Source organism: Odoribacter sp. N54.MGS-14 (assembly GCF_000980295.1).
Lineage (GTDB): Bacteria > Bacteroidota > Bacteroidia > Bacteroidales > Marinifilaceae > Odoribacter > Odoribacter splanchnicus.
Map to the genome: position 1 here is coordinate 59,346 of NZ_LARL01000006.1, position 26,224 is coordinate 85,569.

Genomic DNA, 26,224 nt, shown 5'->3' on the forward strand with positions numbered 1-26,224 from the left:
CTACTTTTATTTTATGAAGAGTAGCCGGAGGCTGTGTATTTTGTCCTGAAAATAATAATGGAATAATATAAACCCCGGCATAATGTCCGGGGTTTTTTATTGACCGATATACGAATTAAAAGTGACGGAAAATGACGAAAATTGCAATTCAAGGAGTACACGGCTGTTTTCACGAGCAAGCTGCCCGGTTGTTTTATGGAAATGAGATCGGTGTGTGTGAATGTCTTAGTTTTGAAGATTTGTTTGTTGCTTTGGATCAGGGAAAAGCTTCGGGAGCTATCATGGCTATCGAGAATACCGTGGCAGGAGGATTATTACCGAATTATTCTTTGTTGCATAAACATTCCCGCAAAGTGAAAGGGGAGGTATTCCTTCGGATTCAGCAAAACCTGATGGCTTTGCCCGGGCAGACTATAGAAGAGATTACTGAAGTGCATTCACATTATATGGCTATAGCCCAGACCCGTGAATTTTTTAAATCATATCCACATATCCGTTTGGTAGAATCGGAAGATACAGCCAAAAGTGCTGCCGATATAATGCGGAACGGACAAAGACGGATCGGTGCGATTGCTTCTGAATTGGCTGCAGAATTATTCGGTTTGGAGATTCTTCAGGCTAGTATAGAGACTCATAAGCAAAATTTCACCCGTTTTCTGATCCTGGACGACCATATTACCGTATCAGAGAAAGATATCGATAAATCCTCGATTTGCTTTACGTTGCCTCATAAGACAGGTCGGTTATCGCAGGTACTTTCCATATTTGCCTTTTATGACCTTAACCTGACGAAAATACAATCCTTGCCTATACCGGGGAAGGAATGGCAGTATTTTTTTTATGTGGATCTGAAATTCGATGATTACGGACATTATCTGGAAGCGATGAATGCTGTAAGACCATTGGTCGATGAACTGACAGTGATGGGGGAATATAAAAGTTATTGTTGATTAGAAAGTATATAAGTTGTAAATCAAAAATCGTAAACGATGATAATTAAACCGGCAAACAGAACGAATAGTGTCAGTGAATACTATTTTTCAAAAAAATTACAAGAGATTGATTTGATGAACCGACAAGGAGCCGAAGTGATTAATCTGGGAATCGGTGCCCCTGACCGGATGCCACCCGAGGAAGCTATCCTGACTTTGATCAAAGAGGCTCAGCATCCAGGTAATCACGCTTATCAAAGTTATAAAGGAATAAAAGAACTGCGTGAAGGATTTGCTACCTGGTATAAGAAATATTATCGGGTAGATTTGAATCCGGATACGGAGATTCAACCTTTGGCCGGTTCTAAAGAAGGAATTTTGTTATTGTCTCTGGCTTTTTTGAATAAAGGAGATCAAGTGCTTGTACCTAATCCCGGATATCCCACTTATTCCTCGGCTTCTTTACTGGCAGAAGCCGGGATCGTGCTTTATGATTTGAAGGAAGAAACCGGATGGATGCCCGATTTTGAACAGTTGGAAAACAGGGATCTTTCCAGGGTAAAAATGATGTGGACAAATTATCCGAATATGCCTACCGGAGCAAAAGCTACGATGGCATTATACGAAAGGTTGGTAGAGTTTGGCTTGAAACACCGGATTTTGATCTGTAATGATAATCCCTATAGTTTTATATTAAATGATGAACAACTGAGTATTTTGAGTATCGATGGGGCGAAAACCTGCTGTGTGGAACTGAACTCACTGAGTAAAGCACATCATATGTCGGGTTGGAGAATCGGGATGATTGCCGGAGATGCAGATGTCATTTCCCAGGTGTTGAAAGTGAAAAGCAATATGGATTCGGGTATGTTCAAACCGCTCCAATTGGCAGCTGTGAAAGCTTTATCCCAAAAAGACGATTGGTATGCACAATTGAATGCAGAATACCGGGAAAGACAGAAATTGGCCGGAGAAATTTTCGATCTGTTGGGTGTGAGATACGATAAACATAGCGGAGGTATGTTTTTGTGGGGAAAGATCGATGACCGGGAAGAGAGTGGGGAAAAATTGTCGGATATGATTTTGCAAAAAGCGCATGTATTTATTACTCCCGGTTTTATTTTTGGAAGTAACGGCGAACGTTATATCCGGATTTCATTGTGTGCGAAACAAGAGGTATTACGTGAAGCTGCCGGACGGATTCGCCGGGTTTTACATGTGAGTCATTTTAAACATGGTTCGTGGTGTTGAAGCAGTTGTAAATGTCGGATAAAAAGAAATGTTGATATGCAAGTTGGAATAATAGGAGTTGGATTGATCGGTGGTTCTATGGCAGTAGATTTGAAAAACCGGGGTTTTGCCGATCGTGTTGTCGGGGTTGAAGCGGATGCTTTGCATGCTTCGGCTGCGAAGGAATTGGGATTGGTCGACGAAATCGTCAGTTATGAAGAATGTATTGCTATGAGCGATATGATTGTCGTAGCTGTGCCGGTAAGTATAGCTATCCGGATGATCCCGGATATACTGGATAAGGTGGACCGTCAGGTAGTGACCGATGTCTGTTCGACGAAAGAAAAAATCAACGATATGGTTCGTTATCATCCGAACCGGAAGAATTTTGTCGCTGCTCATCCCATGGCAGGGACAGAATATTCGGGTCCCTGGGCTGCTTTGCCCGGATTATTCGACGGACGGGCAGGCATTATTTGCAATGCTGAAGATTCGGATATGCAAGCCGTCGAACTGGTCAAGCAAATGTATGATTGCCTCAATATGAGGGTGATATATATGCGGGCCGCACATCATGACATGCATACGGCTTATATTTCCCATATTTCCCATATCACTTCTTTTGCACTTGCGTTGACTGTTTTGGAAAAAGAAAAGAATGAAAAGAATATCTTTGACCTGGCTTCCGGTGGTTTTTCATCGACGGTACGATTGGCTAAAAGTAATGCAGACATGTGGGCTCCGATATTCTCTCAGAATAAAGAGAATATATTGACTGTTTTAGATACCTATATCGAAAAATTGCAGGAATTTAAAAAACATATTGCAGATTATGATGAAAAAGGAGTGAAGGACTTGATCCATAAGGCTAATAAGATAAAAAGGATCATCCGGTAAGAATACTAATTTGAATTTATAAAAAAGAAATATATGACAGCGACAAAATTAGATTTGGTAAAAGTAGAGGACTGGGGATTATTTACAGATACTACTAAGCCTATTATTATTGCAGGACCTTGCAGTGCGGAGAGTGAACAACAGGTTTTTGAAACAGCCAAAGGTTTGAAGGCCGCCGGAGTGGAAGTTTTGAGGGCAGGGATCTGGAAACCCCGTACCCGTCCGAATTGTTTCGAGGGAGTCGGTTCCGAAGGATTAGTCTGGATGAAGCGGGTGCAGCGTGAGTTAGGAATGAAAATTTCTACGGAAGTAGCTAATGTCAAACATGTGTACGAAGCTCTGAAAGCCGGCGTGGATATGTTGTGGATCGGGGCACGTACTTCTGCCAATCCTTTTGCTATGCAGGAAATAGCCGACGCTTTAAAAGGTACCGATATTCCGGTTTTAGTGAAAAATCCTGTCAATCCGGATGTCGAACTCTGGATCGGTGCTTTGGAACGCTTAAATATGGCAGGACTGAAAAAAATCGGTGTGATTCATCGGGGTTTTTCTGCTTATGTAAAATCCAAGTACCGCAATGTTCCTCAGTGGCAATTACCTATCGAGATAAAGCGGCGTTTTCCCGATATGTTGATGATTTGTGACCCAAGCCATATTTCAGGTAAACGGGAATATATTCAGGAAGTTTCCCAGCAAGCGATGGATTTGGGGTTCGACGGACTGATCATCGAATCCCATATTTGTCCTGAAATAGCTTTGAGTGATGCTGCACAGCAAGTCACACCGACTTCTCTTCGGGAAATTTTAGGAAAACTGATTATCCGGGATATAGATTCGGAAAACATAGAATACAAGGAAAACATAGATGAATTGCGGGCGCAGATCGATGATATCGATAACGATATATTGGAGCTATTGACCCGGCGGATGAAGGTATCCGACGAAATCGGAAAATATAAAAAGCAAAATAATATTACTATTCTGCAACCCGGACGTTGGGATAAAATCCTGGAAAAGGTGTTTGTCAAAGGAGCTGAGACGGGACTGGATAATGAGTTTTTAGAAAAAGTTTTCAAAGCGATTCACCAAGCTTCCATCGACCGGCAAACAAAGGTGATGAACGAATAGTTTGTGTTTTCAAGTTTCCAGGTGACAGCAGCCGGCCAATAATTTGACTGCTGTATTCCCGGAAACTTTTTATCGTTTGCTAAAAGGTAACACCGATGCCTACCGTATAAGCATGCAGTTCCGGGCCTTTATCGGATTTGAACATATTGGTCAGCGTGTAGCTTCCCCAAAGGCTCAGGCGTTTATAGCCCACTCTTCCGACGAGATCGGCTTTGAAGGGGACCATATTGAAATTATTTTTTTCTTTCTTTTTGTGTTTATCCCCGCTGCTATCTTTATAAACGACTTTTGTTTTCGAATGTAATCTTACCCCTCCCATAATACCTCCGGAAATATAGAATCGGTTTCTTTTAGCCGCAGGCAGTTGAAGTTCAAGCATTAAAGGGATGGTCAGGTAGAAAGTTTTAAAACTACTACGTTTAACACTGGCAATTTTATCATTTTCGTGTAAGTCGATCGGAATAAGTTGATGATCGGCCCAGGTTACGGAACTATAATTATTTTCGAACCGTAGCCGCTGATATTCAAACCCGGCCCCCCATACAATACCGAAGTTATTTCGATGTACCAGATTGATACTGTGTTTAAAGACATTGAATTGCATTGCAAAAGAATGACTCCAATCCAATTCCATAAATTCTCCGTATTCTTCATATGCTGTGCCTTCGTACATCGAATAGTCGGTATTACCGAAATTGACGAAACCATAATAGAATCCACTCCAATGTCCTTCGAATGGCGGGTATTGGTCGTTTTTACAGATATGTCCCCGTTTATAGGCATTACGGCCTATGATAAATAATTCGGAAATATTTGCTTCCTTGTGTTTTTGACTACTGTCTCTAATAATCATTAATTCAGAGGTATCGGAATGGACTTTTTTTTCCGGTGAAATGATGATCAATTCGTCTTTTCCTACAGTAGAATCCTTCGGTTGAACCGGATTTTGTGCTACGATATTGAAAATTGGAAAAATCAAAATGATAGCGAGTAGAATTTTCATGATTGTTATTTTTAATTATTTATGTGTTATTTCGAATGTGACGGATTAAGGGGGATATTTGTTACTCCTTACCGATATTGTTTTTCAATTTTTCTGCAATCATTTTTCCTGTATTGATCATAGAAGAAAAGAGGTTGTTACTTAAAAATTTACTTTCCGAAGGCTTCCAGGCTATCGCATTTTCTGTTAAAATAAGTTCCGAAGAATTAAAAGCAGGAGAACTCATCCGGATTTTTGCCGCTTCCTGAACCGAAGTAGGAGTTATTCCACAAATGGGTAATTCCTGGATGGTCATTACCGGGATTCTTGTCGGTTGTACCGGAATAACCGGCTTTGGACAAGGAAGCGGGGGCAAAGATTGCTCTTTTATAAATAGAACCCGATCTATAGCAGGAATCTCGATCGCAGGCGGAAGGACCATGGTTATTTCGGTTGCCTGGGGGTGAATATCATCGGACTTCAGGACTGTTATAGCGATGGTCAGTATCAAAAGGAGAATAGCAGCAATCGAACTATATTTGTACCCTAATTGCCGGTAAGCCGAATGGTAAAGCTTGGATTTTCGGGTATAACGTATTTTCGTGTCCGGTGTTAGTTTCAGTTGACGGTATACTTCTGCCTGTTTTGTTATTTCTTGTTTACGGGAAGAGTGCTTAATGTCTGAAATATCTTGTGTGCTGAGCGAATTCTCAGCAATAGCGATCGCATAATAATCTTTACATGCATGGAGTTCATCTTTTTTGAGGTTTTCTTTACGGGTATATCGGACCGAGGGAGCGGTTAATTTTATTTTTGCTATGTCATCCAATAATTCCGCCAGATCTTGATTAAACAAAAGAAATACCCGTAAATCATGAATATCATCCTTAGAAAGAGTACCTTCTAAGTAGTCGATGAAATATTTCTCATAATTATTTCTATTTATATTCATGATATATTGTTAATAATAGTATTTGTATTAAAGTATCAGTTCCGGTTTACGAATAAAGTCTTTCATAAAATTCCGGGCTCTGAAAATATACACTTTCACTTGAGTCTCGGATAAAGAAGTAATTTCTGCAATTTCTTTGTAAGAGTAATTTTCATAATCCCTTAATAATACAACCGTCTTCTGTATCGGCGGTAATTTATTGAGTGCAAATTCGAGGATTTCATTTAAATCGGTAAATTTTTCCTCGGTCAAATAACTTGTCGGATTTATATTTTCAAAGTCTGCATTCTTTTTTTCATGACGAAACGTGTCGATCAGCTTGTGATAGGCGGTGGTAAAAAGGAATGACTTCGCTTTAACGCATGCAATTTCGGAGACATTTTCCCATAAAATCAGGAAACTGTCTTGTACGATATCGTCAGCTAATGCTTTGTTGTGACTGGATTTTACGATAAATCGGAACAAAGCATCTGCGAAATCATCAACGCATTTATTATATTCTTTTCTCGTCATGTTGCAGATATGACGATCGAATATAGCTAAAAGTTACAAATAAAACTAATTCTGAACTTCGTTTATCTTTTCTGTAGGATCGTGGAAGGATATAGAATTGAAGAATGTTTCCATTTCGTTTTGAATGACAGACATATGGCGGGTACGTCCTCCTATCGATATTTGATAAATATAATTATCTCTGAAAATAAATCTTTTAATATAGGTCATCTCATACTTATCTTTATAGATAGAGTATTGAATTTCTTTGATAATCATATTTTCGTAAGGAATCGTTTTTTCTTCTTTGAGGATCGCCGTTTCGATGGATAAACTCCCTTTTTTAAGTTCTTCATAAAGTATTTGAGCGTATTCACTTGTTATTCTGATCTTTTTAGATGACATATCTGAACAAACAATTCCAAATACGCAGGTCAGATCTTTGGTTTGGTAAATGGTGGAACGTATCCCGTTGTTTGTATTTACAATCTTTTCAGGAGTATTAGGAAACAGGAACGAAATACATTCCGGGGTCTGAATTCTTTGCCATTTTCCGGAGTCAGGCAATAACAGGCTAAATAATAGGCTGATTTTTATCAGTAACATCATCTTACAACTGCATTTTATTTATTTTTGTCGTAAAATTAGCGTATTTGCCGGGAAGACCGTTAATATAATGTTTAAAATATCTGAATAATAAATGAAAGTAGCTGGGATAGAAGTAGGAGACAGGCCATTGATATTGGCTCCGATGGAAGATGTGACCAATCCTCCTTTCCGGAAATTTTGTAAGAAATATGGTGCGGATTGGTTGTATTCTGAGTTTGTATCTGCCGATGCGTTGGTTCGTTCGGTGAATAAATCGTTGAAAAAATTGACGATCGATGAAACAGAACGTCCGGTTACGATTCAGATCTACGGACGTTTTATCGATTCTATGGTCGAAGCTGCCAAAATTGTGGAGGAGGTTCGGCCTGATTTTATAGATATTAATTTTGGATGTCCGGTGAAACGGGTTGCTCAGAAAGGGGCCGGGGCCGGCATGTTGAAGGACATTCCTTTGATGGTTGAAATGACACGGCAGATTGTACAAGCCGTTAAGATTCCTGTGACGGCAAAAACCCGTTTAGGCTGGGATTGTGAGCATATCATTATCGAAGACATTGCTGAACGTTTGCAGGATGTGGGGATTCAGGCTTTGGCTATTCATGGGCGTACCCGTTCTCAGATGTATTCCGGAGAAGCCGATTGGGAACCGATTGCCCGGGTAAAAAATAATCCCCGGATAAAAATTCCTATTTTAGGCAATGGAGATATTACTTCTCCGGAGAAAGCGAAAGAGGCTTTCGAGAGGTATGGAGTCGATGGCGTAATGATCGGAAGAGCTACGATCGGGCATCCCTGGATATTTAAACAAATCAGGCATTATTTTGAAACGGGTGAGTTATTACCCGATTTATCTGTAAAAGAACAGATCGAGGTGATCAAAGAACAAATTCTCTTATCGGTAGAGTGGATCGACGAGGTTCGTGGATTACTGCATATGAGGCGTCATATGGCCTCTATGTTTAAAGGTTTACCTCATTTCAGGGATCTTCGGATCCGAATGTTACAGGCTCCGACGATCGACGTTCTTTGGGAGGTTTTCGATGAAATAGAAAAGCGCTATTCAGATGATTACAACCTGATCATTTCAGATTGATTTCTTTTATTTCCGACCATAGGATGTATACTGGATTTTGACCGTTCCTGAAAATAATAATTCCATTGTTATCCTGATTGACATCACAAGTTTCTCCCAGGCTGAGCTGACTGTTATTCCGTAGCGTGATAAAGGAATATTTGTAATTTTTTGGTGCGATGGAGCGGATGTAACGAAACGGGATACGGTAGCTGATCGTATTGTTTTTACCGTCGAGCACTTCAAATTCATAGCTCTCGTCCAGATCGTAAGCCAGGTTACCGGCGAAAGTTTGTCCCGAGCGGGTGACTACTTCTCCTTTTATGGCTTGGGGACTTGGAAAATCATCATAACTCAATAAATTCAATTCGGAGATGGGGATGATCGTCAATTCTTCGAATTGTGCCCGGGATACACATACGCTACCGATATTGGGCATGTTGATCGTTATGTTTTCTACTGGGTAAAGTACATTGATCTGTGCATCTGCAGGGTCATCGTTTGGAGAGACTAAGGGGATCAATCCGAAAGTATGGTTCCCGTTTTTACCTTTGAATGCATATAACTTCTTTATTTTGTTTAAAAAAGTATTTATCTGGTTCATTTTTTCCTGACTTTGTCTTTGCTGGGAATTCCAATAAATGATTCCCTTGTATATACCCTGGGTACTTTTTACCGTACCGGCGACTTGGTTCGTTTCGGGGGCAATGGCCTCCTTGTCTGCTCCCATAAAATGAATTTCACTGATATGATCCCATTTTATCGAGGTCGTTTCGGTTGGAGTAGTAATTCGTATATGGGTATTTATGTCCGATGAGTACCCTTTGACCAAAGTGAGTCGGTCTCCGTTTTTTAATTGCAGAACGATTTCATTTACGTCAGTGGGCCGGATACTTTTTATATTTCCGAAACGGCAACAAAAATTATGTGTCGGAGGTGTTATGAATTCCCTGTCGTTTGCTCTGAAAACCAATCCGTCGCTCCTTTTGAAATAGGAACGATAAGGATTTTCAATTTTCGAGGCCTCAAAAAAATCTATCCAATAATTTTTGTTCCCATTCCAAGTGATGAAACCTTTATAGACTTTATTCTCTACTGTCATAATTTCACCGAAGATCCGGTAAGCGGCATCGGTTTGTGCAAAACTGATTGTGAAAATAAAGTTGGATAAAAGGATTACGATAAATTTTTTCATAGCTAAGACAATTTTCAACTATGACGAACAGCACCTGTAGATTGTTACAAAGCGAGAAAAAAATAACCGGAATATCAGTTTCCGGTTATTTTCTTTAAGTGTTTATATACATGTTTACCCTAATGTACGATTATAAGTGCAAATATGTATATAACTGCTTTTCTTTATTTAATAAATGGAATAGATAAAGGATAAGGCCATAAGTTTCCCTGGCTTGCTTTGACGGAACCTATGATAATAAATGTCAGGTTACATATCGCCAGGGCGATGAGCAGGACGACACCGATCCCTATAAGGCAAAGTATACCACTGACAATACCGTAAATCAAGCAGGAAATAATCCAATTCATCACGATTTTTCCATTGGCATCGATGTATTCGGAGCTATCTTTTTTAGTCAGCCACAATACTAAAGGCAATATCCATCCCAAACCGACGACGATACTTCCGGCCAATTGGGAAAGATGAATAAACATGGCATATTGTTTTTCCGATTCCATGATTTAGTTTTATAAAGTGGACAATGCTTTTTCCATACGGCGTATCGTTTCTTCTTTACCGATAATTTCGATAACATCGAACATATGCGGTCCTTTAGCAGCACCGATAATGGCTACCCGGAAAGGATTCATTACCTTACCGAAGCCTAAGCCTTTTTCGGTGATCCAGGCAGAAATGATTTTCTCCGTATTGGCAAAAGAATAATCATCGATACTCTTCAGTATTTCCAGTAATTCACGCATTAAAGCAGGTGTATCTTCTTTCCAATATTTTTTGGTATCTTTTTCATTAAATTCGGTAGGAGTAACGAAGAAAAAGCGGCAGTCTGCATACAAATCGGCTACAAAATTATAGCGTTCTTTCATCAGACTACAGATTTTCTCGGTTTTTTTCCTGTCGAAAACGATTTGTTCTGCTTTAAGCATTTCGTCGACTAGATCTGCTAATTCAGCATCCGGTTTAGCCACCAAATATTTATGATTAAACCATTTTGTCTTTTCGGGATCGAATTTAGCTCCTGACTTTTTAACTCTGTCTAAAGTGAATAGTTCGCATAACTCCTGAAGGGAGAATATTTCCTGGTCCGTACCCGGATTCCATCCCAAAAGGGCCAGCATATTGATGAATGCTTCAGGAAAATAACCGTCTTCTTTGTAGCCATGCCATTTTTCTCCGGTTGCCGGATCTGTAAATTCCATCGGGAATACCGGGAATCCCATTTTGTTACCGTCCCGTTTGCTTAATTTGCCGTTCCCTACCGGTTTTAAGATCAGCGGGAGGTGAGCGAATTCAGGCATGGTGCCTTCCCAACCGAAGGCTTTGTAAAGCAACACATGTAAGGGAAGAGAAGGCAACCATTCTTCTCCACGGATAACATGGGTGATTTTCATTAAGTGGTCGTCTACAATGTTGGCCAGGTGATAAGTAGGCATTCCGTCCGACTTATAGAGCACTTTATCGTCAAGCAGGGAGCTGTTGAAATGGACTTCTCCGCGAATAATGTCGTGAAGGAGAAGATCTTCATGCTCGGGCATTTTAAAACGGATGACATAATGCACACCCGCTTCCAGCAATTGTTTTACTTTACCGGCATCCATATTCAGGGAATTCTTTAATTTACCTCTGCTCGTGGCATTGTAAATAAATGTTTCCCCACGGCCTTCACACTCTTTTCTCATCGCATCCAATTCTTCGGCTGTATCGAAAGAGTAGTATGCATTTCCCGATTCAACGAGTTGGAGGGCATATTTTTTGTAGATTTCTTTTCTTTCACTTTGACGATATGGACCGTATTCTCCACCTACCCCAACTCCTTCATCCACTTTTAAGCCACACCATTTCAAAGACTCTATAATGTATTCTTCTGCACCGGGTACATACCGGGTTTGGTCAGTATCTTCGATTCTTAAAAGAAAATCTCCACCATAATGGCGGGCAAACAGATAATTGAAGAGGGCTGTTCTTACTCCTCCTAAGTGAAGCGCTCCCGTCGGACTTGGAGCAAATCTAACTCTGACTTTTCTTTCCATTGTCTTCTTGCGATTTATTATTGTTTTTTTGGCTGATCAATATATTATGAAACAGCTCTTTGGTATATTCGATTGCTTTTCGGACGGCTGTTTCTTTTGAGGTGATATTGCTCAAGATAGGCTCCGCGTGATTATAAGGATTGTTGGGATCGTCGGTCAACAGATAGACCGTATATTTTCCGTTTTTACCGTTTTTGGTTTTGCTTACTAATCCGAACCAAACGTCAATCGATTGGTTATCGACGTAAATTGTACGTTTTACTTTGTACATTATTGTTCGTTTTTATTTTTATTCTTGAAGTTTAACAGTGTAACGACTATCATTAAACAAGCCATAGAAGCGACGTTGATATAGACCGGTGTCCTATCGGTATTGCTAAATAGAGATAGTGCACTCGATATCATCAGTAAGAAAGCAGTGAGTATTATCAGTAGGCGAATAATTTTCATAGTGGGTATAACTTATATGTAAAATTAAAATGCGGCAGGCGAATCGTTTTTTCTTATCCGTTAAACATTGTATTCGTCCTTGCTGTACGAAGGATTATAATTTCAATTGATTTTTTACCGGATTAGCATATATTTCCAGATAAATATTGTTCAGTAGGGAAATATTCCCTTCCAGTTTATCCATTTTTTGAGTCATTACTTCGATAAAACGTTTCTTTTCTTCTTCGGTATAGAATGCTTTGAATTTATTTACCGAATGTAATAAATCATAGGCAATGTAATTATTCGGCCAAAGCTTGAAATTCTGATGAATTTTAGAATCGATAATTCCGGCGAGTGCTTCTATTCTGTCTCCATTGGAGGGAAGTTGATCCAGTTCATCGAATTCCTGATCTGTGAGCTGATCGATATGGAAATGTACGCGTCCTTTGTAGTCACTTAGCCCGGTGAGCATACTATTCATATCGGCTTCGGGAGTTTTGATATATTCTCCGACGGTTTTGGTATATAATTCCGAGGTTTTCAGGGCATCGCAAGGCTCCCATTCGTAGGAGATGGCGAGGGGCATGATATGTAGTTCTCTGAAATTGATCCCGAATTGGGTGGGACCGCTCATCTTCAGCATTTTCAATAGACTGGGTTGGGCTTTATCATCGCCGTTTTTAGTTCTTCCTTCCCGTTCGGCGATCCATACCGAATCTTCGTTTTCTTCAATGACTTCCCGGATATATTTTGAACGGAGAGCCGAACTCGTAAGCATTTCTCTCACTGTTATATCTCTCTCTATGACAAAACAAGAATCTAATTTGACCAAATCGGTTACCCAGTCGTTGATCAGGAGATTACTTCCTATAGCAGCCCGGGTGTATTTATTACCATGTTGACGCAAAAGTACATTCAGGATGGCCGAATCAAGAATGATATCCCGATGATTGGACATAAAAATATAAGAAGTATTTTTGTCGACCAATTCCATTCCTGATACTGTAATTCCGTCTGTAGTCGTATTGATCAGAGATTGGATGGCCGGACCGAAAAATTTGGCTTGAAATTCCGCACGGCTTCGAATTCCTTGTAAAGCTCCTTGTATGGTTGCACGGTCCATTTTAGTTAGGTGTGTAAACAGAGTCAAAAATTCTTCTGATTTACATAGACGTTCTATTGCTGCCTCTATTTCGCTATCGCAATAGGGTCTGATGGTGTTAAATTCGGAATCCGATGTCATAATTTTATTTTAAAAAATAATTCTTTTCTGCTGCAAAGATAAAACTAAAAGCTAAAAGCTGAAAGCTATCTGCTAAAACTTCCCGGAAAATGCCTATTAATCTGTTTCTTAATTTATAATGTCTTTCCCGGGTAAGTCTTTAAAGCTACGGATAAAATTTCCATCGCTTTTTGAAGATCACTGATTTTTAGTACATAAGCTATTCTTACTTCATTTTTGCCTAATCCGGGAGTATAATAGAAGCCGCTGGCAGGGGCGAGCATAACGGTTTGACCGTTATAGTCGAATTCTTCCAATAACCATTGAGCGAATTTTTCAGCGTCGTCGACAGGCAACTTGACTATGGAATAGAAGGCCCCTTTGGGTATAGGACAAACCACTCCCGGCATTTTATTCAAGGCTTCTACCATGAAGTTTCTTCTTTTGATATATTCATGATAGACGCTTTCAAAATATTCGTCGGTGGTGTCCAGAGAGGCTTCGGCTGCAATTTGTCCTAAAGCGGGAGGGCAAAGGCGGGCCATGCCGAATTTGAGGGCTGCATCCAATATTGCTTTATTTTTAGTGATGATCGCTCCGACACGGATACCGCATTCGCTGTAACGCTTCGACATGGAATCGAAAAGAATGGTGTTTTGTTCGATTCCTTTCAGATTCATTACTGAAAAATGTTTTAAGCCATCATAACAATATCGTCTGTAGACTTCGTCAGAATATAGGTATAATTCGTGTTTTTTTACAATCTTCGCCAGCTCTTCCAGCTCTTTGGGGGAATATAGATAACCTGTCGGATTATTGGGGTTGACAATTACAATTCCTTTGGTTTTGGGTGTAATTTGTTTTTCAAATTCACTCATCGGTGGAAGGGCGAAATTGTCTTCGATTTTTGCTGTTACCGTTTTAATTTTGGCTCCGACCATTAAGGCGAAAGCCGTATAATTGGCGTAAAACGGCTCCGGTATAATAATTTCATCTCCCTCGTTCAAGGTGCTCATGAAAGCAAACAGAATGGCTTCCGAGCCACCGGTAGTAATCAGTATGTCTTCTTCGGTCAGGGAGATCCCTAATTTCTGATAATATCCGGCTAATTTGGTACGAAGCGTATGATTTCCGGCGGAAGCCGTATATTCGATTACAGGAAGTTTCATTTGCCGGACTGCTTTCAAAGCTACTTCAGGAGTTGCGATATCCGGCTGTCCGATATTCAGGTGATAGACCTTTATTCCTCTTTCTTTGGCACGGTCTGCATAAGGGACCAGCTTACGGATCGGAGAAGCCGGGATTTTTTTTCCTTTTTCTGAGATTTGTAACATATTGTATTTCTTTGAAGGTTCCTCTTTTTAAATGCCCCTCAAGATACAATATTTTTTACATTCCTGCAATCGTTTTCAGTTTTTCAATATTCAATAATTTTATTTTACGTCCTTTGACTTCGATCAATCCGTCGTTTTTGTAGTCGGAAAGTAAACGAATAACGGTTTCTGTCGCTGTCCCGACAAAATTGCTAAGGTCTTCACGGGTGATATTCAGTTTTAAACTTCCGTCTTGTTCGATACCGAAATCATCTGCAATGAGGAGTAAGATCTCGGCCAGGCGTTCTTTTACAGATTTTTGTGCAATATCCCGGATGTAACGATTCGAGTCGCCCAATTCTTTACAGGCTATTTGCATCATATCGTAGGCAAAACCTGAATTATTCCGGATTAAGTTTAACAAAACCGAATCGGGTATATAACATAGAATTGCCTCTGAATGTGTTTCTATAGAGGTGCAAGCAGGTTCGTGCCGGATGACTGAACGGAAGCCGAAGAGGTCTCCTTCCTGATCGAATTTGATAATTTGCTCTTTCCCTTCATGCCCTGTTTGATATATTTTGATGATTCCGCTGTATATGAAATAACAACCTTTGATTCTTGTGCCTTCCGCGTAAATCAGTTCACCTTTCTTGTAATATTTGACCGAATCCGGACGAAGCAGGCCTTTTAATTCTTCGTCCGAAAGATTGGTAAAGGTCTGTTTTAGTTTTTTGTAACAAGACCCTAAGTCCGGCAAAACTATATTTGAATGTTTGTTTAATTCGTTTTTCATTCTCTGGTATCCTTTTCTATGAGCATTTCCTGAATGCACCGGGTTATGCTTTTTTCATCGAATCCGCATTCTTCATATAATTGTTGTTGAGTTCCGTGCTCGATAAACTTATCCGGAATTCCTAATCTTTTTATAGTAGCATGATATTGGTGGTCGGCCATAAATTCGGCGACAGCACTTCCTAATCCACCTTGAATCGTTCCGTCTTCCAAGGTGATTATTTTAGAAAATTTTTGAAAAACGGTATGTAATAATTCTTCGTCTATAGGTTTTAAAAAACGCATATCATAAAGGGCGACGAGCGATTCTTCGAAGTGAGATACAGCTTTCTTCGCTACATTTCCGATACTTCCGATAGATAAAATCGCTATTTTTTCTCCCTCGATCAAACATCTGCCTTTACCGATTTCCAGTTCCTGAAAAGGAGTATGCCAATCGGCAAGAAAACCGTTTCCGCGTGGATAGCGGATGGAAAAAGGTCCCTGGTCAGGTAATTGGGCGGTGTACATCATATTTCTCAGTTCCGCTTCGTCCAGGGGAGCTGCGATGATCATATTCGGAATGCATCTGAAATAGGCTAAATCAAAAGCTCCATGATGGGTGGCTCCGTCGGCTCCGACAAAACCGGCCCGGTCGAGGCAAAATACAACATTCAGATTTTGTAGGGCGACATCATGAATCACCTGATCGTAGGCTCTCTGCATAAATGAAGAATAGATATTGCAGAAAGGAACAAATCCTTTTGCCGCCAGGCCGGCAGAAAAAGTGACGGCGTGTTGCTCGGCAATCCCGACATCGAAACAACGATCCGGCATTTCATGCATCATGATATTTAATGAACAGCCGGTAGGCATAGCAGGGGTGATTCCGATGATCTTGGAATTGCTCTTCGCCAGCTCTGTGACTGTGTTTCCAAAAACATCCTGAAATTTGGCCGGAATGTTAGGATTATTCTCTTTAATTCGCTCTCCGGTCACTTTATTGAACTTGCCGGGGGCATGCCAGATTGTTTGATTGATTTCGGCTTCTTTAAATCCTTTTCCTTTGACCGTAATGCAATGCAAAACTTTAGGACCCGGTATATTTTTCAGGTCCCGTAATATTTTGATCAGATGATGGATATCGTGGCCGTCGACAGGACCGAAATAACGTAATCCCATAGCTTCGAAAAGATTACTTTTTTTCAGAAGCATCGATTTTATGCTATTGTCGATATTCTGGATAAAATTCCTCATGCCTGGACTGATCCGGTTTAGTTTACCTAAAACGTTCCATACATCCCCCTTGATTTTATTATAGGTCTTAGAAGTACTGATGTCCAACAGATATTCGTTCAAGCCTCCTACGTTGGGATCGATCGCCATATTATTGTCGTTCAGGATGACTAATAGGTTGGAATCGTATACCCCGGCATTGTTGAGGGCTTCGAAAGCCATTCCGCCTGTCATCGAACCGTCGCCGATTACGGCCACGCTTTGCCGCCCGGTTTCTCCGTTGATTTTTGCTGCAATAGCCATGCCTAAAGCTGCCGAAATCGAAGTAGAAGAATGACCTGTACCGAACGAATCGTATTCACTTTCCGATATCTTCGGGAAACCGCTGATTCCTCCGTAGATACGTTTGGTTTTGAATTGTTCTTTGCGGCCGGTGAGTATTTTATGGGCATAAGATTGATGTCCGACGTCCCAAACAAGATTGTCGTAAGGGGTGTCGAGGATATAATGAAGCGCAACAGTCAATTCTACGACTCCCAGACTTGATCCGAGATGTCCCGGATTTTCGGCACAATCATCGATGATTTTCTGCCGGATTTCCTGACATAACTGAATCAATGAATCTTCAGATACTTTTTTTAAATCTTCAGGTGTATTTATAGAATCAAGGATACTCATGTATGCATCATTTGCTAATAAATAATGGGCTAATAACAAACGTCAACCTATTAGTTCATATTATATTAGCAGATTAATAGACGATCGTACCGATCTGTTGGCCTTCCATTAATTTTTTAAGGTTTCCTTCAACATCCATATTGAAAACAACGATAGGAAGGTGGTTTTCTTTGCACATGGTCGTTGCGGTGAGATCCATGACTTTTAACCCTTTATTATAAATTTCGTCATATGTGATTTTCTCGAATTTGGTGGCTGTCGGATCTTTTTCCGGATCGGCGGTATAAATACCGTCTACCCGTGTCCCTTTCAACATGGCATCGGCTTCTATTTCTATGGCACGCAAACTACTGCCTGTATCGGTTGTGAAATAGGGATTACCCGTTCCGGCACTGAAAATGGTGACATAGCCGTTTTCAAGGTATTCTATCGCTTTGGCTTTGGAGTAGAATTCTCCGATGGGCTCCATGCGTATAGCTGTCAGTACTTTGTTCCGGCAATTCTCGTTGTCGAGTGCCGAACTGAGTGCCAGACTATTGATTACGGTGGCCAACATACCCATACTATCTCCTTTAACCCGGTCGAATCCTTTATTGGTACCGCTCAGTCCCCGGAAAATATTTCCTCCGCCGATTACTATTCCTATCTGGATGCCCATTTCGGCGATTTCTTTTATTTGTCGGGCGTAGCTTTCGACACGGGTCACGTCTATCCCGTATTTTTGAGCGCCCATTAACGACTCTCCGCTGAGTTTAAGAAGTATCCTGTTAAATTTCATCATGTTAGGTTTAAAGTTGAATGACAGATTTCATTTTTATCGTTTATTCTATCAAAAAGATTTTCTATATTGTGAAAAATTACAACAAAACTAGTTATTTTTATCCGATTATAGAGCAAAGCCTGTATAAAAAATAGATCGTAGTTTTTATTGTTAATTTTTTATCATTGATGAAGATGAACGAACAGAATCGTAATTTGTTGATATTATTATCAATATGTGTATTAACCATTTTCCCTCTTTTAGGTTTAACGGATTATAATACGAAAGGTGAGCCTCGGGAAGCTATTGTGGCTTATTCTATGTTGGAACACGGGAATTGGATTTTGCCCCGGAATTATGGTGGTGAGATTGCTTTTAAACCTCCTTTTTTGCATTGGAGTGTGGCTGCTGTTTCCACTTTGTGCGGTGAAGTGTCCGAATACTCCTCCCGGGTTCCGTCTGCTTTGGCCCTGATCATTATGGCTGCCGCTATTTATTGGTTTTATGCCAGACGTAAAGGGGCAACTGTCGGGTTATTGACCGCCTTTGTCATGTTGACCTGTTTCGAGGTACACCGTGCCGGTTTCACCTGCCGGGTAGATATGGTATTGACCGCTTTTATTGTGTTGGCTATTATCCGTTTTTATTCGTGGTATGAAAAAGATTTGAGAGGGATCCCCTGGCTGGCTATTCTGTTTATGGGATGTGCTACCTTGACTAAAGGACCGGTGGGGATTATTTTACCTTGTTTGGTAGCCGGCGTATTTCTTTGGATAAGAAAAGGACATTTCTGGAAATTGGTTTTGCGTTTTATCGGGATAGCCCTATTGGCTTGTGTGTTACCTGCCATTTGGTATGTTTTGGCTTACAACGAAGGAAAGCAGGAATTTTTAGATTTGATGATGGAAGAAAATTTCGGGCGGTTTTTAGGTAAGATGTCTTATGCTTCCCATGAAAATCCTTTTTATTATAATATTTATATGCTTATGGCCGGCTATCTCCCCTGGACTTTGTTGTTGCTCTTCTCTCTTTTCTGTTTGCGTTACCGCAAATGGACCGGGACCTGGAAAGAGAAGTGGCAACAAACGGTAGAGAAAGTCCGGACCAGTGATCCGGTTCACTTGTATTCTTTTTTGACTATAGCACTGATATTTGTATTTTATTGTATCCCTGCAAGTAAGAGAAGTGTTTATCTGTTACCGATATACCCTTTTATCGGTTATTTTCTGGCGGTTTATTTTCTTTGGTTGGTTCGTATGGGGAAAACTGCCATAAAGATTTTTGCTATCGTTATCTCTTGCCTTATTATTTTACTGACTGTCGTATTTTTTGTCGTGAAAGCAGGAGCTGTTCCCGACACGATTTTTGCGGGTAAAAGGGCTGTAGAGAATATCGCTTTTTTGCATGCGTTGGAAGAAATTCCAATGAATTTATTCAATATTGTTCTGATCTTTTTACCGATTGTTGCTGTCGTTGTTTTGCTTAGAAAATTGAAAAGTAAACCCTGGAATACTCAGGTATTGTATGCTTTGTGCGGATTATTGTTTACGATATTTGTCGTTTTGGACGGAGTTTATCAGCCTGCCGTATTGAATACCAAATCGGATATCGGTTTGGCGCAGGAAGCACGGAAATGGGTGCCCGAAGGAAAAATTTATTCTTATACTTATTTCTTCTATAGTGTCAATTTTTTCAATGGTGACCGGATGGCGCTTTTTGAAAAAGAATTGCCTGAAGAAGGCTACGTTTTAGTGAAGCAGGGGCTATTGGAAGAATTTCGTCAGAAATATGGAGAGGAATATGTTTTAGATACGGTTTATACTTCGAATCGCCGGAGTTGTGATGTCAGAGATATAATCCATATTCTTCATTTTACCAAAGAGAAGGCGATAGGAAATGCAGAAACGGAAGAACGTTTTTAACAGAAACCGTGTTTTGCAGATGGTCGGAAAATATCCGACCATCTGCAAATAGCCCGGTTATTTATTTCAGATTGACATCTTCTTCGATAAAATAACGGGGACGTTGTTTCACTTCTTTGTAAATCTTTCCGATATATATTCCGGTTATTCCGATAGCCATCATAATCATTCCACCGATAAACCAGATAGAGACCAGTAAGGAGGTCCAACCCGGTATGGTATGGGCATGAGCATGTTGTACCAAGGCGTAAATAATCATGATAATGGGGACGATTATTCCGAAAATAAATCCTCCCGTCAGGATTAGCTGAAGCGGTTTTACAGAAAAAGAGGTAATACCGTCCAGGGCAAAAGAAAGCATCTTTTTGAACGGATATTTGGATTCTCCTGCAAACCGGCTTTTCCGGTCATAATATACGTAAGCTTCGGGGAAACCGATTAGCCGGACTATTCCACGGAGAAATAGATTGCGTTCCGGATAGGATACGAGTGCCTGTAACGCGCGTTTACTCATCAGTCGGAAGTCGGCATGATTATAGACGACATCGCTTCCCATTTTACGGATTAGCTGATAGAATAATAAAGCTGTATTTTTCTTAAACCAGGTATCGGTCGTCCGTTCCCGCCTTACTCCATAGACAATATCCGCTCCCTGTAGGAAACAATCGGTCATCTCTTCGATAGCATCGACATCGTCCTGTAAATCGGCATCGATTGAAATGGCGGCATCGCAGTGTGTACTGGCCCATTCCAGGCCTGCTAACAAGGCATATTGATGACCGGAATTATGAGCCAATTTTAAACCACCGACGAGTCCGTTTGTTTTACCTGCCTCGGTAATGATTTCCCAGGTTTTGTCTTTACTGCCGTCGTCGACAAATAATATTTTTCCAATGGAGATTTTTCCGTTTTCCAGCATTCTGTTCAGGACGCCGGATAATTGCCGGATAGTTTCCGGAAGTACGCTTTCCTCATTATAACACGGAACTACGATAATAAGGTGGGTTGTATTCATGGTTTATTATGGATTAGAATGTGGTTTGTCGGTTGTCAGTTGTTTACGGATCAGATATTCTGTCGTTTGCAACATGGAGAAGGCATAGGTTTTCAGTGAGTCGAATGTCGTATTCGCTGTTGCCGGGCTTAGAGTTCCGTTATGAATATTATAATTGAACTCTTGTTTACTTTCCGTATCGTAAATATAGAAATGTTTTGTGTCTTTGACTCCTAACATATTGTCTGCACTAAAAAACATACAAGGACGTTCTTCTTTTAATAAATCTATTCCCAGATTGTTTTGAATATAATTGATACGTAACATACCCAATAAAGTAGGAGCTACGTCGATCTGTCCTCCGAAATTTTCTTTTTCTTCTGCGGTGAGAAGTGCGGGAGCATAAAACATCAAAGGAATGTGATTGTACGATTGAGGCATTTCACTATCCGGATTGCCGACTAATTTTCCGTGATCGCCCAATAAGACGAAGATCGTATTGTCGAACCAAGGTTGTTGCGAGGCTTTATGCATGAATTGACGAATCGACCAGTCGGCGTATTCTACGATTTGTTCTTCTATGTTTTTACTTTTAGGCTGGAAATAGGACGGAATCACGTAAGGAGGATGGTTGCTGATAGAAAGTAAGACAGCAAAAAACGGACTAGTCTGAGCGGACTGTTTTTTCAAATGATTCAGTGCATAGTCGTAAAGAAAATCATCTTGTACGCCGAAACCATTGACTACTTTTTCGGACGGGTAGTTTTCCTGAGAAAAGATCTCGTCGAAGCCATTGGTACGAAAAAAAGCATTCATATTGTCGTATTGGGATTCGTGGGTCATAAAGAACATGGTGCGGTAACCCTGTTCTTTTAATATAGTCGGAAGACCGGAATAAGTGGGAATGACAGAACCTTTCATCGCGTTTCGTTTTAAGATGGAAGGAAAAGAATAAAGGGTCGCATACATGCCATGATTCGTATGGATTCCTGAGGAATAAAAATTAGAGAATGCTAAGGATTGTCGGTATAAACTGTCCAGAAAAGGAGTCAGCTCCTTCTGCTGTCCAAAACGTTTCATCAGATGGGCAGACATCGATTCCATAAAAATCAGCACAATATTCGGACGTCTTAAACTGTCGGAGGCGTTGATTTGGCGTGCAATGGGAGAGATCCCTTCGATTCCCGGCCGGTTTAAATAGTGTCGGGTATTTTCCAACGCTTCGTTTTCCGGCATAAGATGAAGGTATCGGTTTTCTTTCCGTGAATCGTCTAACGTACTGCTTAACAGATTGAATACCGGACTGATGCCCAATTGATTCAAAAACGGATCGGTACAATAATAAGCTGCACTGACTTTTATCGGATTATATCCGGTACGTCCCCGGATACCGAACAGGCAGAGGCCGATACAGATGCAGGCTGTCAGGAAGATATAAATACGGTCGAGCCAAAAGACAGACGGATTTTTTGTATTTAGTAAACGTTGAAAATGACGGATCAATCGTCGCATGAGCCAGATAAATAACACTAAAGTCAATAGAAAGCCGATCAAAGGAGGGTAGTAGGAGGTTTCTCCGAATACCATGCCGGCTGTCGTATTCATATAGCCGAACCAATTGAAGACCGACGAATTGATGATTTTAAAGAAATATTGAAAATAGGGAATATTGGCTGCCGTAACCAGCAATACGATTCCATAGAATAAACTGAAAAAAATACATGTAACATTCCAGAGTATTTTACCGTAGTAGTTGAACAAAGCCGAAATGGAAACAGCTACTAAAGGGATGAGGAGTATGTAACAAGCGATTACATTATCGAACCAGACTCCCCGGATAAAGGCAGGCCATATCGACATAAAACCGACATGCTCCTGATCCGGAAAATCGTAATTGGCGCTGAAGAAAAAAACGAGTCTGAATAGTGTGAGAAAGAATAAAGCGGTGAAATGTATGGATAACAAACATCCTACAGACAATAAGAACCGTTTGTAACCGGGGTGAGAAAATGTTCGCATTTTAGAAAAAATAGGGTTTAAAATACGGCGTAAAGATACATTTTTAATATTACTATAGTTTGAATATAGGATGAATTAATACAGCTTTATATTTTTAAATATGATGACTAATAAAACTTCTGATTATGACCTGACCGTGATTGTTCCGGTATATAATGAAAGGGGAAATATGTTGCGGCTTGAAACTGCTTTGTCGACTTTTCTGAAAAAATCGAAGGTGAAATCTTGTATTTTGTTTGTGAACGACGGGTCGCAAGATGGGAGCGGTGATTTGATCAGAGAAATTTGCCGGCGGAATAAAGATTTTTTTTATATCGGTTTGGCTAAAAACTGTGGATTGAGCGCAGCTATGAAAGCAGGAATCGATTATACCTGCTCCAGGTTGGTCGGATATATAGATGCTGATTTACAAACTACACCTGAAGATTTCAATCTTTTGTTGGAATATACCGATGATTATGAGCTGGTCATGGGGATTCGGGTGGGACGGAAGGATAGTCTGGTGAAAAATATGTCCTCGAAAGTAGCTAATGGGTTTCGAAGACTGATGACAAAAGATGGGGTGAAAGACACCGGATGCCCCTTAAAAATTTTGCATACTGAATATGCGCAACGAATACCTTTTTTTACTGGAATGCATCGTTTTTTACCGGCTCTGATCCTGCTACAACAAGGAAAAGTGAAACAAGTACCGGTGCGTCATTACCCGCGAATAGCTGAAAAATCGAAATACAATTTATGCAATCGCCTCATATCACCCTTTAAAGATTGCTTTGCGTATCGTTGGATGAAAAAACGATATATAAATTATGAAATAGCGGATACTCATCTTTAATAAAGATTTTTTAAGAATAGAGTTGGTAAGAACCGGCTAGGAAAGCTGATTTTTTCCGATGAGTTAAAATTATCTAAAAAATGTTTATCCTGCGAATACTATTTAAAACAGAACTGAAATTTGCTCTAAGCTTCGATCCGGTCAGGATTTTGTTTTTTATTTTTATAAAGAATCCAGATATCCCTGCAATAGACGACTAATCCCGTCGACTGGCCTAAAATTAAAACTGGGTCGTGCCTCACCAAGGCATAGGATACGATAATCAACGATCCGCTGAGACTGATCAACCAAAATCCCATCGGTAAAATGGAGTCATGGTGCCTACGCGAATAAACCCACTGGTAGACGAAGCGAAGAGTGAAAATAATCTGCCCTAAAGACCCCCAGAGAAGCAGGCCGAAAGGAATGTTTTCATTGTAGAAAAATTGATTGATGAACCCTTTTACCTCTGCTAACATATATCCGATGGCTACGATCGGGGTTATGAGGAGAATGTAGCGGATGAGTACCGGAATCTTTTGCCAGCTGTTTTTCATGTTCAAATTCCAAATGTAGATGTAGTAGGATATAAGTTGTCCTAAAATTATGGCAAAGTCATTTCGCAACCAACCGTAAAAGAAAAGTAAGTATGAACCTAATAAGCTTAATAACCAGAACAGAGTAGGGGATACTACCTGCTTTTCTTTTTCAGATATAATCCACTGAATAAGTAAGCGGGCAGAGAAGCAAATTTGTGCTAAAAAACCGAGTGCGTATATCATTGAATTTTTAGTTTTGTTGGAAAATTATAATACTGTAATCTCCAATTGTATATGACTCATTATTATTTGAAAAATTATATAATTTACTTTCTTTTTTGAGTGTGTTTCTATTTACGAATAGAATAAAATTTTGTTTTCCTGATAGACTATCTATAGTGGGTAGATCTACTTCATTAATTTGTTTATTTAGGTAAGAATCTAAATTCTTTCCACTTCGAAGTTTGTAGAAATAGTAATTTTTTATACCATCTTCTTGGGCTATTCTTGTCGCTTTTTGAGTAATATTTTTCAAACCGATGTATTTATTTAATTCGGAAATGTTCACCGATCCAATGAGAATAGACAAGAGTAAACCGACAGAAAGACTATTCGTCGCATTAGTGAATCTATTTTTGTAAAGATAATATAAGCACAGAATAGCCGACGAAGACAGCAGGAAGGCGGCGAAATAGAAATAAGAGCTTTCTAACCAAGGCAGGGAGAGAAAGGCTGGGAGGAAGAATAAAGCCGGAAAAACGAATACGAGTACGGCTGCAGGTAGAACGATAGTAAAATAGATTTTGGGGAGTGCTATTTCGGGGAGTAATAGGAAAGCCAAATAAGCCATAAAGGGGAATAGGGGTAAAAGATAAATATCCAGTTTGGCACTTGAAAAAGAAAGTACCACGAAACCGGTAAGAAGGATGGTCAGGAATAATTGTTTTATATCGTTATTGTAAAGGTGTTTGCGTATCCCGATGAGGAGAACGACAACGTAAAATAGGGTCCAGGGAGCGAGTGAATACCAGATCGTTTTCAGATAATACCAGAAAGGTTCTTTGTGATGGAAGGAATCGACGGCCCTGTTGATGGTCTGGTGGAAAAGCAGGTTGTTCAGATAGGTTTTTCCCCCTTCGAGATATACAGCAATAAACCACAAGCTGCAAAGCCCGATTAATATGCTCCATTGTTTCCAACCTAAATATTTACCGATGGTTTTGAATTGTTTTTTTACCAATAAAAAAGCCGGAATGGTCAATAGAGGAATGATCAAACCTACCGGACCTTTAGTAAAAATGGCCAGAAAGATATAAATCGGTAGTTTGATCGGGTCAGCAGGAGAACATCGGCCGGTATAGATGCGGTAAAAAGTATACAGGCTTAGAATGATAAATAAAGACATCAGCATATCCATGCGTAGCACAATGGCCGAGCCTGTAAATAAACCGCTCGTCAGAAGCATGAATTGGCTGCTTAACCTGAGGTCGGAGGGTAAGGCTGTGTTTACCCATTTATCCATGATGAACAGGATCCACAAGGCCGGGATCAGGGAAAACAATCCCAGGAAAAACATCGAATGTGTACCGAGTAGCCACTTACCTAGCATGACAATCCAGAGGTAAAGAGGAGGTTTGTCGGCATATAGGGCGCCATGATTCCAAAAGGTGAACCAATGGCCTTCGCGGAGAGCTTCATCTGCAATACTCAGATATTTCAATTCATTATTGGGAGTAAAATCCCTGAAATACAAGAGAGGTATAAAGCACGCAAAGAAAAGTAAATATCTGGTTATTTTCATCATTTTTCCTTTATAGATATTTCGTACGTATAAAAATGAATTCGGTTACCTGAAGTTGCAGGTTTCATTTTCATTTTCGGCTATAAAGGAATAAAAAAATTTATGCTTGGCGGAGGTAATAAAAAAGAAGGTGTCTGAAAAGGATGCCTTCTTTTTTTGTTATGCTGCCCGTTTATTATCCATTTTTATTTTTAAAACATC

The 26,224-nt window shown here is 40.1% G+C and carries 24 protein-coding genes; 7 read left to right on the forward strand and 17 right to left on the reverse strand.

What is annotated here, in order from left to right; all coding sequences use genetic code 11:
• Positions 1 to 131: 131 nt before the first annotated feature.
• Genes WS42_RS02505 through WS42_RS02520 form a run of 4 tightly spaced genes read left to right on the forward strand, consistent with a single transcriptional unit; the run spans position 132 to position 4,187 of the window.
• Entirely contained in the window at positions 132 to 950 is an 819-nt protein-coding gene (locus WS42_RS02505; protein ID WP_022160852.1) for a prephenate dehydratase, read from the forward strand.
• 39 nt (positions 951 to 989) lie between these two features.
• Complete coding sequence (locus WS42_RS02510) at positions 990 to 2,183, forward strand: pyridoxal phosphate-dependent aminotransferase (RefSeq protein WP_013612892.1); 1,194 nt, start codon at positions 990 to 992, stop codon at positions 2,181 to 2,183.
• 18 nt (positions 2,184 to 2,201) lie between these two features.
• Positions 2,202 to 3,059 carry a prephenate dehydrogenase gene (locus tag WS42_RS02515; protein ID WP_259305996.1) on the forward strand — a complete coding sequence of 286 codons (858 nt, stop codon included), beginning with the start codon at positions 2,202 to 2,204 and terminating at the stop codon, positions 3,057 to 3,059.
• A 33-nt stretch (positions 3,060 to 3,092) separates the two neighbouring features.
• A complete protein-coding gene (locus WS42_RS02520) occupies positions 3,093 to 4,187 on the forward strand; it encodes a bifunctional 3-deoxy-7-phosphoheptulonate synthase/chorismate mutase type II (protein ID WP_046450718.1) in 1,095 nt (364 codons plus the stop codon).
• A gap of 79 nt (positions 4,188 to 4,266) precedes the next feature.
• Here the strand turns inward: WS42_RS02520 and WS42_RS02525 are convergent, their stop codons facing one another.
• The 4 genes from WS42_RS02525 to WS42_RS02540 all read right to left on the reverse strand — a co-directional run bounded on the left by WS42_RS02525 (position 4,267) and on the right by WS42_RS02540 (position 7,222).
• Positions 4,267 to 5,190 carry an outer membrane beta-barrel protein gene (locus WS42_RS02525; RefSeq protein WP_013612889.1) on the reverse strand — a complete coding sequence of 308 codons (924 nt, stop codon included), beginning with the start codon at positions 5,188 to 5,190 and terminating at the stop codon, positions 4,267 to 4,269.
• A gap of 61 nt (positions 5,191 to 5,251) precedes the next feature.
• Positions 5,252 to 6,121, reverse strand: a complete 870-nt coding sequence (locus WS42_RS02530) for a hypothetical protein (protein WP_022160849.1) — start codon at positions 6,119 to 6,121, stop codon at positions 5,252 to 5,254.
• A 27-nt stretch (positions 6,122 to 6,148) separates the two neighbouring features.
• Positions 6,149 to 6,634 carry an RNA polymerase sigma factor gene (locus tag WS42_RS02535; protein ID WP_013612887.1) on the reverse strand — a complete coding sequence of 162 codons (486 nt, stop codon included), beginning with the start codon at positions 6,632 to 6,634 and terminating at the stop codon, positions 6,149 to 6,151.
• 45 nt (positions 6,635 to 6,679) lie between these two features.
• Positions 6,680 to 7,222, reverse strand: a complete 543-nt coding sequence (locus tag WS42_RS02540; protein WP_013612886.1) for a hypothetical protein — start codon at positions 7,220 to 7,222, stop codon at positions 6,680 to 6,682.
• Positions 7,223 to 7,313: 91 nt separating this feature from the next.
• Here WS42_RS02540 and dusB point away from each other — a divergent pair, with 91 nt between their 5' ends.
• Positions 7,314 to 8,315, forward strand: a complete 1,002-nt coding sequence (gene dusB / locus WS42_RS02545) for a tRNA dihydrouridine synthase DusB (RefSeq protein ID WP_013612885.1) — start codon at positions 7,314 to 7,316, stop codon at positions 8,313 to 8,315.
• Here the strand turns inward: dusB and WS42_RS02550 are convergent.
• The 9 genes from WS42_RS02550 to pyrH form a co-directional block, all read right to left on the reverse strand.
• On the reverse strand, positions 8,302 to 9,489 hold the full coding sequence (locus tag WS42_RS02550; protein WP_046450719.1) for a hypothetical protein: 1,188 nt from the start codon (positions 9,487 to 9,489) through the stop codon (positions 8,302 to 8,304). The two genes, dusB and WS42_RS02550, sit on opposite strands and share 14 nt — an antisense overlap.
• A gap of 164 nt (positions 9,490 to 9,653) precedes the next feature.
• Positions 9,654 to 9,989, reverse strand: a complete 336-nt coding sequence (locus tag WS42_RS02555; RefSeq protein WP_013612883.1) for a DUF4870 domain-containing protein — start codon at positions 9,987 to 9,989, stop codon at positions 9,654 to 9,656.
• A 9-nt stretch (positions 9,990 to 9,998) separates the two neighbouring features.
• A complete protein-coding gene (gltX, locus tag WS42_RS02560) occupies positions 9,999 to 11,519 on the reverse strand; it encodes a glutamate--tRNA ligase (protein ID WP_022160846.1) in 1,521 nt (506 codons plus the stop codon).
• Entirely contained in the window at positions 11,497 to 11,790 is a 294-nt protein-coding gene (locus WS42_RS02565; RefSeq protein ID WP_013612881.1) for a hypothetical protein, read from the reverse strand. The genes gltX and WS42_RS02565 overlap by 23 nt, the downstream gene beginning before the upstream one ends.
• A 273-nt stretch (positions 11,791 to 12,063) precedes the next feature.
• Complete coding sequence (locus tag WS42_RS02570; protein ID WP_013612879.1) at positions 12,064 to 13,194, reverse strand: 1-acyl-sn-glycerol-3-phosphate acyltransferase; 1,131 nt, start codon at positions 13,192 to 13,194, stop codon at positions 12,064 to 12,066.
• 113 nt (positions 13,195 to 13,307) lie between these two features.
• A complete protein-coding gene (locus WS42_RS02575) occupies positions 13,308 to 14,507 on the reverse strand; it encodes a pyridoxal phosphate-dependent aminotransferase (RefSeq protein WP_013612878.1) in 1,200 nt (399 codons plus the stop codon).
• Positions 14,508 to 14,562: 55 nt separating this feature from the next.
• A complete protein-coding gene (locus WS42_RS02580) occupies positions 14,563 to 15,282 on the reverse strand; it encodes a Crp/Fnr family transcriptional regulator (RefSeq protein WP_013612877.1) in 720 nt (239 codons plus the stop codon).
• A complete protein-coding gene (gene dxs / locus WS42_RS02585; RefSeq protein ID WP_041556859.1) occupies positions 15,279 to 17,174 on the reverse strand; it encodes a 1-deoxy-D-xylulose-5-phosphate synthase in 1,896 nt (631 codons plus the stop codon). The genes WS42_RS02580 and dxs overlap by 4 nt, the downstream gene beginning before the upstream one ends.
• Positions 17,175 to 17,247: 73 nt before the next feature.
• Positions 17,248 to 17,955 (reverse strand): UMP kinase, encoded by a 708-nt coding sequence (gene pyrH / locus WS42_RS02590; protein ID WP_013612875.1) that lies wholly within the window; start codon positions 17,953 to 17,955, stop codon positions 17,248 to 17,250.
• A gap of 173 nt (positions 17,956 to 18,128) precedes the next feature.
• Here pyrH and WS42_RS02595 point away from each other — a divergent pair, with 173 nt between their 5' ends.
• Complete coding sequence (locus WS42_RS02595; protein WP_306442190.1) at positions 18,129 to 19,856, forward strand: ArnT family glycosyltransferase; 1,728 nt, start codon at positions 18,129 to 18,131, stop codon at positions 19,854 to 19,856.
• A gap of 61 nt (positions 19,857 to 19,917) precedes the next feature.
• Here the strand turns inward: WS42_RS02595 and WS42_RS02600 are convergent, their stop codons facing one another.
• Both WS42_RS02600 and WS42_RS02605 read right to left on the reverse strand, forming a co-directional pair.
• On the reverse strand, positions 19,918 to 20,871 hold the full coding sequence (locus tag WS42_RS02600; RefSeq protein WP_013612872.1) for a glycosyltransferase family 2 protein: 954 nt from the start codon (positions 20,869 to 20,871) through the stop codon (positions 19,918 to 19,920).
• A gap of 6 nt (positions 20,872 to 20,877) precedes the next feature.
• Entirely contained in the window at positions 20,878 to 22,869 is a 1,992-nt protein-coding gene (locus WS42_RS02605) for an LTA synthase family protein (RefSeq protein ID WP_046404410.1), read from the reverse strand.
• A 103-nt stretch (positions 22,870 to 22,972) separates the two neighbouring features.
• On the opposite strand from WS42_RS02605, the gene WS42_RS02610 reads away from it, so the two are divergent.
• Positions 22,973 to 23,704, forward strand: a complete 732-nt coding sequence (locus WS42_RS02610) for a glycosyltransferase (RefSeq protein WP_022160841.1) — start codon at positions 22,973 to 22,975, stop codon at positions 23,702 to 23,704.
• Positions 23,705 to 23,829: 125 nt separating this feature from the next.
• Here the strand turns inward: WS42_RS02610 and WS42_RS02615 are convergent, their stop codons facing one another.
• The gene (locus WS42_RS02615; protein ID WP_013612869.1) at positions 23,830 to 24,465 is read right to left on the reverse strand and encodes a lipid-A-disaccharide synthase N-terminal domain-containing protein; all 636 of its coding nucleotides are present in this window, start codon (positions 24,463 to 24,465) and stop codon (positions 23,830 to 23,832) included.
• A 7-nt stretch (positions 24,466 to 24,472) separates the two neighbouring features.
• Positions 24,473 to 26,023 (reverse strand): ArnT family glycosyltransferase, encoded by a 1,551-nt coding sequence (locus WS42_RS02620; RefSeq protein ID WP_229032300.1) that lies wholly within the window; start codon positions 26,021 to 26,023, stop codon positions 24,473 to 24,475.
• Between the last annotated feature and the right edge of the window lie 201 nt (positions 26,024 to 26,224).